The organism is Embleya sp. NPDC059213, from assembly GCF_042754445.1.
Classification (GTDB): Bacteria; Actinomycetota; Actinomycetes; order Streptomycetales; family Streptomycetaceae; genus Embleya.
This window is the reverse complement of the sequence record NZ_JBHZAV010000271.1, coordinates 1-9,897: the sequence shown is the minus strand read 5'-3', so window position 1 is coordinate 9,897 and position 9,897 is coordinate 1. Positions and strand designations below refer to the sequence as shown.

Annotated in this window: 6 protein-coding genes; 4 read left to right on the top strand and 2 right to left on the bottom strand. The window is 72.2% G+C overall.

What is annotated here, in order from left to right; translation table 11 throughout:
* Positions 1-146 precede the first annotated feature (146 nt).
* The 3 genes from ACFXMF_RS44620 (at position 147) to ACFXMF_RS44610 (ending at position 5,833) form a co-directional block, all read left to right on the top strand.
* A complete protein-coding gene (locus ACFXMF_RS44620; RefSeq protein ID WP_380018095.1) occupies positions 147-3,356 on the top strand; it encodes a lantibiotic dehydratase in 3,210 nt (1,069 codons plus the stop codon).
* Positions 3,340-4,704 carry a lanthionine synthetase C family protein gene (locus ACFXMF_RS44615; protein WP_379992525.1) on the top strand — a complete coding sequence of 455 codons (1,365 nt, stop codon included), beginning with the start codon at positions 3,340-3,342 and terminating at the stop codon, positions 4,702-4,704. The genes ACFXMF_RS44620 and ACFXMF_RS44615 overlap by 17 nt, the downstream gene beginning before the upstream one ends.
* A 61-nt stretch (positions 4,705-4,765) precedes the next feature.
* Complete coding sequence (locus tag ACFXMF_RS44610; RefSeq protein ID WP_360319528.1) at positions 4,766-5,833, top strand: PI-PLC domain-containing protein; 1,068 nt, start codon at positions 4,766-4,768, stop codon at positions 5,831-5,833.
* A 183-nt stretch (positions 5,834-6,016) separates the two neighbouring features.
* On the opposite strand, the gene ACFXMF_RS44605 is transcribed toward ACFXMF_RS44610, so the two are convergent.
* Complete coding sequence (locus ACFXMF_RS44605) at positions 6,017-6,709, bottom strand: HU family DNA-binding protein (RefSeq protein ID WP_360319526.1); 693 nt, start codon at positions 6,707-6,709, stop codon at positions 6,017-6,019.
* A gap of 1,057 nt (positions 6,710-7,766) precedes the next feature.
* Positions 7,767-8,153 (bottom strand): MmcQ/YjbR family DNA-binding protein, encoded by a 387-nt coding sequence (locus tag ACFXMF_RS44600; RefSeq protein ID WP_360319584.1) that lies wholly within the window; start codon positions 8,151-8,153, stop codon positions 7,767-7,769.
* 482 nt (positions 8,154-8,635) lie between these two features.
* Between ACFXMF_RS44600 and ACFXMF_RS44595 the strand changes: the two genes are divergently transcribed.
* Entirely contained in the window at positions 8,636-9,808 is a 1,173-nt protein-coding gene (locus ACFXMF_RS44595; RefSeq protein ID WP_360319524.1) for a globin domain-containing protein, read from the top strand.
* Positions 9,809-9,897: the final 89 nt, after the last annotated feature.

The following is a 9,897-nucleotide window of genomic DNA, read 5'->3' as shown; positions in this document are numbered from 1 at the left end:
CCCCTAACACCTGGGGCGTTCAGTCCCGCTGCTGGACCTGCTGCAGTTAGTGTTAACCGTGCGCGGGCGGGTCTGCCCGCCCCCGGTCGGCTTGTCGGCTCCCGGCGCGAGCCGGTCACACGGGTATGGGGTCGGTGCGAGAGACGGTGCGACACTCCGAGCGAGATGCTGCGCGCGACAACGATCCGCAGGGCGGACGGAACGGCGCGCGCGACGACGACTACGAACCGGCCGGCCCGATCCTGGTGCGGATGGCGAGCCGGCGGCACGCCGGGCACGACGCCGGCCCCGATCACGCCGAGCCGGATCCGGGCACGGCCGACGCGGACACCCCCGCAGGGCTGCGCCGGATCGCCGCCGACCCGCTGTTCCGCGAGGCCGTGCAGGTCGCCAGCGGCAGCCTGGCCGCGGCGCTGGACCGCCTCGACGCGGGCGTGGACCTCGGCCCGAAACGGCTGACCGGCACCGCCCTGTCGGTGACCCGGTACGCGCTGCGGATGACCGGCCGCCCGACCCCGTTCGGCCTGTTCGCGGGCGTGGCCACGGCCCACCTGGGACCGACCGCGCGGGTGCGCGTGCAGGGCCCCGATGCCAAGGCCGTGCGACTGGACGGCGGTCGGCTGCACGAACAGGTCCGGGCCTGGCTCGCCGCGCCGGAGGTGCGCCGGCGTGTCGACGTGGTGCTCAACGACCTGTGCCGGGTCCGGGACGGCCGACTGGTGCTGTCCGGGCCCGAGCAGGAGATCTCGGTACGGTACAGCGCACCGGTCGCGCACGTCTGCGCCGCCGTGACCCACCCGCTCCCGTACGAAAGGGTGCTCGATCGCGCCGCCGAGGCGTTCCCCGAGGCACCTCGGGATCGGCTCGACGCCCTGGTCGCCCAACTGCTCCGGCACGGCTTCCTGCTCAGTTCGATCACCCCGCACCGACTGGACGAGGCGCTGCTCGACCGGATCGACGAAGCGATCGAGGAACTCCCCGGCGCGACAGAGGAGTTCCGGTCGACCAGGGCCGCCGTGCGCGAGTACGAGAAGGCCCGCCCCGGCGAGGGTGCCCAGTCCTGGCACCGGTTGATGAAGCTGGTCGATCCACGGGCCGACGCCGCCCATCCGCCGGTCCAGGTGGATCTTCGGATGGCCGCCGACATCGTGCTGCCGCAGGCGGTCGGCGACGAGGTGAGCGCCTACGCCGGCGCGATGTGGGCGCTGTCCGACGCGTGGGTCACCCACGCGCACATGCGCGACTACCGGAACCGGTTCATCGAGCGGTACGGCACCGCGGGGGCGGTCCCACTGGCCGAACTCGTGGACGCGCACCGGGGCCTGGGCTTCCCCGCCGGGTACGACGAACGCCTGACCGCGGGCGAACAACCGGTGACCGAATATCGGCCCGGCCGCGACCGGCGCACGCTGACCGCGGAACTGGTCCAGGACGCGCTGCTGCGCGACGATCGCGAACTGCGGCTCACCCCGGAGCTGATCGACCGGCTGGCCGGCACCGCGCAGCCCGAGGGCGACGAGCCCGCCGAGCCGCCGAACTCGCTCGAACTGTGCTTCCAACTCCTGGCCGACGATGCCGCCGCCCTCGATCAGGGCCGCTTCCGCCTGGCCGGCACCCCACACGCCGGCTCCTGGTCGGCCGGCGCGATGACCGGCCGCTTCGCCGAACTGACGGACAGCACACAGGAGTTGGCCACACTCGTCGCAGCCGCGGCGGATCCCGACGCGGTGGCCGCCCAGGTCTCCTTCGCACCATACGCCGCACGCGCGTTGAACATGGCCCAGGTGCCGCGCCTGCTGCTGTACGAAATCCCGATCGGGGTGTACGCCGACCGGCGCGATCCGTCCTGCCTGGACTGGCGCGAACTGCTCGTGCGGGTCGATCCGGCCGGTCTGAAACTGACGCTGCCCGGGACCGGGCAGCGGGTGTTGCCGGTGGTCCCGCACATGGTGGCCCTCGATCGCGAGGCGCCCAAGGTGGTCCGGCTGATGGTGGACATCGTCTTCGGGCGGGCCCGCACCTGGACCGGCTGGGACTGGGCCGGGCTGGAGGCCCTCCCGCAACTGCCGCGGGTGACCTTCGGCCGGGTGGTCGCCGCGCCCCGACGCTGGGCCCCGGACCACGCGATGCGCACCGCCGCGGCGGAACCGCGGGAGTTCGACCGCGCGCTGCGCGAGTGGAGCGATCGCTTCGACGTGCCGGACCGGGTGCAACTGGTGCGCTGGGACCGCGCGTACTGCCTCGATCTGGACACACCGTGGCACCGCACCCTGCTGCGCCACGAGGTGCGCAAGGGCCGGGTGGCCCTGTTCGAGGACCTGACCGAGCACGGGCGCGGCTTCGGCTGGGCCGGCGGCTACAGCACGGAGCTGGTCTTCCCGATGACCCGGCGCTCCCGGGCCCGGGTCACCCCCGCGCCCGCGCCGGCGGCAGCGGCGCGCACCGCCGCCCCGGCGCCCGGTCCGGCGACCTACCATCTGCCGGGCGAGGACTGGCTGTTCGCGAAGTTGTACGCGACGCCCGACACGCACGACGAGCTGCTCCGGGTCCGCCTGCCCGCGCTGCTCGCCGACATCGGCGAGCACGTCGACCGCTGGTTCTTCATGCGCTACCGGGACCCCGAGCCGCATCTGCGGGTCCGCCTGCACGGCGACCCGGCCGCGTTGCGCGAACGGGTGCTGCCCGAACTGGTCCGACACGTGCGGGCGATGCGCGAGGCGGGCACGATCCGCACGATGGCGCTGGACGTCTACGAGCCGGAAACCGAGCGGTACGGCGGGCCGGACGCGCTGGCCGCCGCCGAGCGGATGTTCGCGCTGGACAGCAGGTCGGCGATCGCCCAACTGGGCCTGCGGGCGCGTGGCGGGCTCGACGTGCCGAACGAGGTGCTGATCGCGGTCGACCACGCGCTGCTGCTGGAGAGCCTGGGCGACTGGGACTGGTGCTCCTGGGTCGAGTACGCGTTCGCCAAGCGCCCGACCGGGACCGGGTTCCGCCGACACCGCGCGCTGGTGCGGGAGCTGATCCGCCCCGGACACACGGCGGCGGCGGCCGGTGACCGGCTGGGCATGCCGGCCCTGGCCGAATTGTGGTCGCACGCACCGGAGACGCGCGCCTACGGCACGATCGTGTTGTCCGACGCGGGCCGTCGACCCGCGGGCAGCGCGCACGAGAACGCCGTCCTCGCACTGCTGCACATGCAGCACAACCGGCTGCTCGGCATCGACCGGGCGAGCGAACAGCGCGGCTACGACATCCTGCGCGGCATCGCGAGCGACCATCTGGGCCGGCTGGCGCACGCGCCGAAACCGCAACTCCACGACGAGGACGGGGATGGGCATGGCCGACACGGCTGAGCAGGCGACCGACACGGTCGTACCGCGCCACGCCGATCGGGCCCGCACGATCGTGGCCCGCGTGCTGGATCGACTGGCCGACCCGGCGGGCGTCGTCGCCGACACCAACGCGGCGGCGGTGGCGGCCGGGGCCGACGCGGGGACCCCGGTCTGGGCCGACCTGTCGCTGTCCGGCGGCTACCCGGGGGTCTCCCTGGCGTTCAGCGGCACCGCCCCGCGCGGCCCCGAACACCCCGTCCGCGCCCACGCCTACCTGGTCCGGGCGATGGCGGCACTGGCCCGCGAGCGGTTTCCGGCCGGCGGCGTCTTCGACGGCCCCGGCGCGGTCGCGGTCGCCACGCTGGTCGCGCACCACGCCACCGGCGGGTACGTGTCCGCCCTGGCCCGGCTGGACGAGCATCAGCGCCGGGTGGTGCAGGCCACCCTGCCCCGGCCGCGGATCGACGAGCCGCTGCCCACGAACGGCGAGTTCGAGACCGTGCGCGGGCTGAGCGGCATCGGCCGGTATCTGCTGGCACGCGTCGAGGACGACACCGGCGGCGCGGCCTGCGCCGACGAATTGCGGACGGTGTTGTCCCACCTGACCGCGCTGGCCGACGGCGAGATCACCCACCGCGGGCGCAAGGTGCCGCGCTGGTGGACCCTGGCCGCGCCCAAACTGGGCCAGGAGGCCGAGTTGCCGGACGGCCACCTCAACCTGGGCCTGTCGCACGGCGTCGCCGGACCACTGGCGCTGCTCGCACTCGCCTGGCGCGCGGGCGTCCGGGTGCCGGGGCAGCGCGCGGCGATCGAGAGTCTGGTCGCGTTGCTCGCCGAGTGCGCCGTTCCCGACGGGGACGCGCTGTGGTGGCCGCCCGTGCGCACGCTCGACGAATGGGCGGCCGGCCCCGATCCGGATGCCCAGGCGCCCCGCCCGTCCTGGTGCTACGGCGTCCCCGGCGTGTCCCGGGCGATCCAGTCGGCCGCGCTCGCGCTCGATCGGCCGGACTGGCACGAGTTGACCCGTCGTTCGTTGACCGGCCTGCTCGACACCCCGATCGCCGACTGGGGCATCGACGACGCGGCGCTGTGCCACGGCTGGGGCGGGATGCTGCACCTGCTCGGCCTGCTGGGCGAACACCTGGACGACGCCCGACTCCCGCTCGTCCGGGACGAGTTGGCCGCGCTGGTGCTGGACCAGTATCACGACGCGTACCGCTTCGGCTTCCGCACCACGATGACCGACCTGCCGCAGGGCACGGACGTACCGGCCTTCCTGGAGGGCGCGGCGGGCATCGCACTGGCCCTGGACGCGTACGCCGAGGGTCGCGCGACGGCGGGTTGGGATCTGGCGCTGCTGGTGGCGTGATCCCGGCCCGTTCGGTCGACGGGGGTCAAAACGCGGCCGGTTCCGAGTACGTTCCCCTGCCATGAACTCTTCCGGCGGCAGACCGGCCGCCTCCCCCGAATCCGCGCAACGCCCGCACTCCCGCGGTGCGTTGCCCTCCGTCCGCCGGCCCGGACCCGGGCTCCTGATCGTGTTGCTCGCGCTCCTGGCCGCCCTCGTCCCCTCGACCGCCTCCGGCACGGCAACCGCGGCACCCCTCACCGCCGCGGCGCAACGTTGGGGCAACGACCGGCTCGACCAGGTCACTTCGTTGACCACGCACAACTCGTTCACCAACTACGAGGACTCGCGGTGGTCCTCGGTCAACCAGTCCGAGTCGGTGCGCGGGCAGTTGGACCGGGGTGTACGCGGGCTGATGCTCGACACGCACTGGTACGAGCACAGCACCGGTCTGTGCGTCATCAGCTTCGGCAGCGACTGCTACCCCAGTGACGTGTATCTGTGTCACGGGGACTGCAAGGGGTTCGCCGGGGTGACCTACGCCCTGCCTCGGCAGAGCTTCGCCGGGACGATGCAGACCGTGGTCGACTTCCTGAACGCGAATCCGCTGGAGGTGGTGACCGTGTTCCTGGAGGACTACGTCGATACCGCACAGCTCCAACGCTCGCTCGATCGGGTGCGCGGACTGCCCGAGCTGCTGTTTCGCCCGGACACCGCTGGCGTGCGGGACAACGGCTGGCCTCGGGTGGCGGACATGGTCACCGCGAACAAGCGCCTGCTGCTGTTCTCCGACAAGCCCGGCAAGGAGGGCCTGGGCGTGATGTACGACCGGGACTGGACCGTGCAGAACTACTGGAGCCTGGGCGACCTGGGCAATGACCTGGCCTGCACCAGCCGGTGGTCCGACATCCCGCTGAACCGGACCGAACCCGGTTTTCGCCGGTTGTTCGCGATGAGCCACTTCCGCAATGTGCCGACGATCGGCACCGCCGCCCTGGACAACGGGAGCAAGCTGCGCAATCGCATCGCACAACAGTGCGCGACGGCGGCGGGACGGAACCCGAACTTCGTCGCGGTGGACTTCCACCGGCAATCCGACGGGAGCGGGCACAGCCCGGCGTCGATCGTGGCGGAGTTGAACGGGGGCTGACGGGCGGGGCGCGGTGCGGCGGCCCGGGGCAGGGGCTCGGAGCAGGAGCTCCGGGCGGGGGCTCCGGGCCGGTCGGTCCGCCGTCGGAACGCTCCGTGGGACCCGCGGGGCGTTCCGATCCGGCACCCCGGTCGGACCGCCCCGCACGGGCGGTCCGACCATCGCATCCGACCGGGTTGGTCCTCAGGCGCGCTTGGCGGTGCGAGCGCTCGTCGTGCGCTTGGCGGCCGTCTTGCGACCGGGCGTGCTGCGGGTGGTGGGCGTCTTGGAGGCGGCCTTCTTGGCGGTGGTCTTGGCCGCGGTCGTCTTCGCCGTGGTCTTCTTCGCGGTGGTCTTCTTGGCCGCCGTCGACTTGGCGGCGGTGGTCTTCTTCGCGGCGGTGGTCTTCGCGACGGCCTTCTTCGCCGTGGTCTTGCGGGCCGGGGCAGCCGTCTTGGCCGCCGTGGCCCGGGTCGTCGCCTTCTTCGCGGTGGCCTTCTTGGTCGCCGCCTTCTTCGCGGTGGTCTTCTTGGCCGCGGCCTTCTTGCCCGCGACGGTGCCGCCACCGGTCACCGTGCCCGGCGAAGCCTTCTTGATCGCGGTCTCGCCACGGGTCAGCTTCTTGGTGCCGCCGGTGAGGTCCTTGAAGCCCTGGCCGGGGCGGAAGCGCGGCACCGAGGTCTTCTTGACCCGAACCCGTTCGCCCGTCTGAGGGTTACGGGCGTACCGAGCGGCACGCTCGACCTTCTCGAACGAGCCGAAGCCGGTGACCGAGACCCGGTCCCCGGCGACGACCGAGCGGATGATCGTGTCCAGAACCGCGTCGACCGCTTCCTCGGCCGCGGCCCGACCGCCGAGCTTGTCGGCGATGGCTTCGACGAGTTGTGCCTTGTTCATGAGATGCCTTTCGTGGTGCGGGGGTACCGATCGCTTTCGACCGGCCGGACCATCCGACCGATCGGGTCGAACGCCGTTGCGCCAGTACCCATTTCCATGACTGTAACTCTCCGTCACACGGGGGGCATTTCGAACCGCGAGAAAGACGCGCCCGAAACACCCCCTTGGATCAACGACGAGAGCCCACGCGGGGATCCGCGAAACACGCGACAAATCCTCCTGTCCGGTCCCGATGTTGACCGACCGAAGGGCGGTTTCCCCTTGTGGCGCAAGGCCCGAGGCGCTCGGAGCGGGTCCGCCGCCGCGACCCGGCCGGGGCCGCCGGGGGCCGCCGCGGGTGCGGTAATCGGGAAATACTCGCCGACGCCGGCTTCCGCCGAACGGATTTCGAACCTTCGGCGTGGCAACGTCCGTTCATGGACGTGATCCGCGCCCCGGGCGGCCGGCAACTCATCGCATCCGACCCACAATCGCCCGCCCGTCCGGCGCCCCGACCACCCCCGGCCCGCGGGGCGGCACGGCGGCGCCGCCCGAACCGGGCTCGGCACCTCGATCCCCGCCGGCACAACGCCCCCACCGGGCCGTTGACGTGCACGAACGCCCCCGAAGCCGACCGGCGGTTCCGCCGCCGGCAGCCGGGCCGCGCGCGGACTCGGGGCGCTCTTCGCGGGTTCTCGTGGCCCGGACCCGCCCCGTGCCCCGGGCGAATCCGGCCACCGCGTGCCGGCCACGAGCCGACCCGCGCCCGCCGATTCGGTTGCGCAGCGTGATGAACTGCTCGCCGGATTTTCCGGCTCTCGGCGCCGCCGAATCGACGAGATCGCCGAGCGGTTCCGAAATCACCCGAATGGTCGCGACCCGAACGATCCGCACGCCCGGCCGGCCGGCTTCGTGACCGCCCGACGGCCGGTGGAGAACTCGGAGAAGGTGCGCGCCTGTTGCCGCGCCGGCGCGGGACGCACGAAGCCGGCCCGACGGCAACCCGGAGGCGCGGCGTGCGCGTTCGTTCGATCGGCGCGGAGCAGCGGGCAACCAGCCGCCCGGCGTCCGCCGTCGGCTACGTCTCGTCCGGTCGGCCGCCGGGCCAATCCAGCTTGAGCTGTTGCAGCTTCGGCAACCGGGCGACCACGAGGTCGTAGGAGTCCTCGATCAGGTCCCGCACCATCGTCTCCGGCAGCGAGCCGTCCAGGGTCACCGTGTTCCAGTGCCGCTTGCTCAGGTGGTAGCCGGGGACGATCGCCGGGTGCTCGGCGCGCAGCCGGATCGCGAGTTCCGGGTCGCACTTCAGGCTCACCCGCAACGGCGGCGCATCGGTCAGCGTCGAGAAGGCGAAGATCTTCCCGCCCACCTTGAACGTCGACAGGTCCGGATTCCGCCCGAACGGAAACTCCTCCACCGCCCCGTTGAACCCGAGACACATGCCCCGAAGTCGCTCGGCCCCCATCCCCGCCAACCCCTGCGCATCGACCATCCCGCCAGTATGCCCATCCCGAAAGCCGACCCCCGCGGGCGAGGTCCCCGGCCGCCGTCCGCATCGTCGATCCGGGTCGACCCGAGCCGAGCGCTGCGCCCGACGGCGCCTCGTGCGTCGGGGCTCAGCTTGATGAACCTCCACAGCCGCATCCCGGCCCGTCGCGGCATCCTCGCGTCCGTCCCGCGCACCCTCCCTCGCAGGCTGGAATTCGCCCTCCTACCAGGCACTTCACCACAGCCATACGTGAGCGTATGGATACGCAAAGTGTCCGTACAAACGTCACCTTCAGCCACAAAGAGGACTTCTGTCGATCCGTAACCGGAACCGGGCCTTCGACTTGACGCCGGTACGACAACCCCATGATCGTGTTCCGGCCGCCGGTGTTCCACGAAGAACTCTCGACGGAACCGGCCGGACAACCCTCATGCGGAAGGGCTACCGATGGGCCGATTTTGGAATCTCAAGACGCAGAAATCATCCGACGAAATCTCGCGGTCGTCGCCCCCCGGGCCGCGGATGTCACGTCCCACTTCTACGCGCTGCTGTTCCTGCGCCGCCCCGACCTGCGCGACCTGTTCCCCCCGGCGATGGACGTCCAGCGCGACCGTCTGCTGCACGCGCTGATCCGTATCGTGGGCGACCTGGAGAATGCTCCGGCGCTCAGCGGTTTCCTCGGCCAACTCGGCCGTGACCATCGCAAGTTCGATGTCGTCGCCGAACACTACGACCTGGTCGGCGAGTGCCTGGTCGCCGCGCTCGCCCGATTCAGCGGCGACACCTGGAGCGACGCGGTCCACAACGCCTGGGTGCGCGCGTACGGCGCCGCCGCGGGCATCATGGTCGGCGCGGCCGACGAGGACGCGCTGACCAACCCCCCACACTGGACCGCGGAAATCGTCTCGCACGACAAGCCCGCCGACGACATCGCCGTGGTCACCGTGCGCCCCGACCTGGCGTTCCCCTACCGGGCGGGCCAGTACACGTTCCTGGAGACCCCGTGGTGGCCGCGGGTGTGGCGGGCGTACTCGATCGCCAACGCGCCCGACCCGAACGGCCTGCTCACCTTCCACGTGCGCTCGGTGCCCGCGGGCTGGGTCAGCAACGCGCTGGTGCACAAGGCCAAGCCGGGCGATCGCGTCAAACTGGGCGCCGCGATGGGCGAGATGGTCGTGGACCACCTGGCGCCCAATCCGGTGTTGTGCGTGGCGGGCGGTACCGGACTGGCGCCGCTGAAGGCGATGGTCGAGGAACTGGCCTACTACGGCACCGATCGCTTCGTCGACCTGTTCTACGGCGCCAGCGCGCACAGCGGGCTGTACGGCCTGGAGGACCTGCTGCGGCTGTCCCAGCGGGTGTCCTGGCTGCGCGTACGGCCGGCGCTCGACGACCTGACCCTGGCCGGCATCAGCGGCGGGGTCTCCGACGTGGTCCGGGAGTACGGGCCCCGCTACGACTGCGACGCGTATCTGAGCGGTCCGCCCGCGATGGTGCTGGACAGTGCCCGCGTGCTGCGCCGACTCGGCCTGAGCAAACGACAGATCCACCACGACCCGGTCGTCGGCGCGTACACCGCCGACGACGCGGCCCAGCCGCCCACCCCGGTGCCCGCGGATGCCCCGGGCTGAGCCGGCGGGCCGCCGCCGGCCCGTACCCCCCACCAGACTCGAAACAGGCTCCCGCGACCCGCGGTCGCAGCGCCGAGCCGGTACCCAGG

Excerpts from the sequence above, each read along its gene's own strand:
- ACFXMF_RS44605 (WP_360319526.1), bottom strand. The coding sequence starts at position 6,709 with ATGAACAAGGCACAACTCGTCGAAGCCATCGCCGACAAGCTCGGCGGT.
- ACFXMF_RS44610 (WP_360319528.1), top strand. The coding sequence starts at position 4,766 with ATGAACTCTTCCGGCGGCAGACCGGCCGCCTCCCCCGAATCCGCGCAA.
- ACFXMF_RS44615 (WP_379992525.1), top strand. The coding sequence starts at position 3,340 with ATGGCCGACACGGCTGAGCAGGCGACCGACACGGTCGTACCGCGCCAC.
- ACFXMF_RS44600 (WP_360319584.1), bottom strand. The coding sequence starts at position 8,153 with ATGGGGGCCGAGCGACTTCGGGGCATGTGTCTCGGGTTCAACGGGGCG.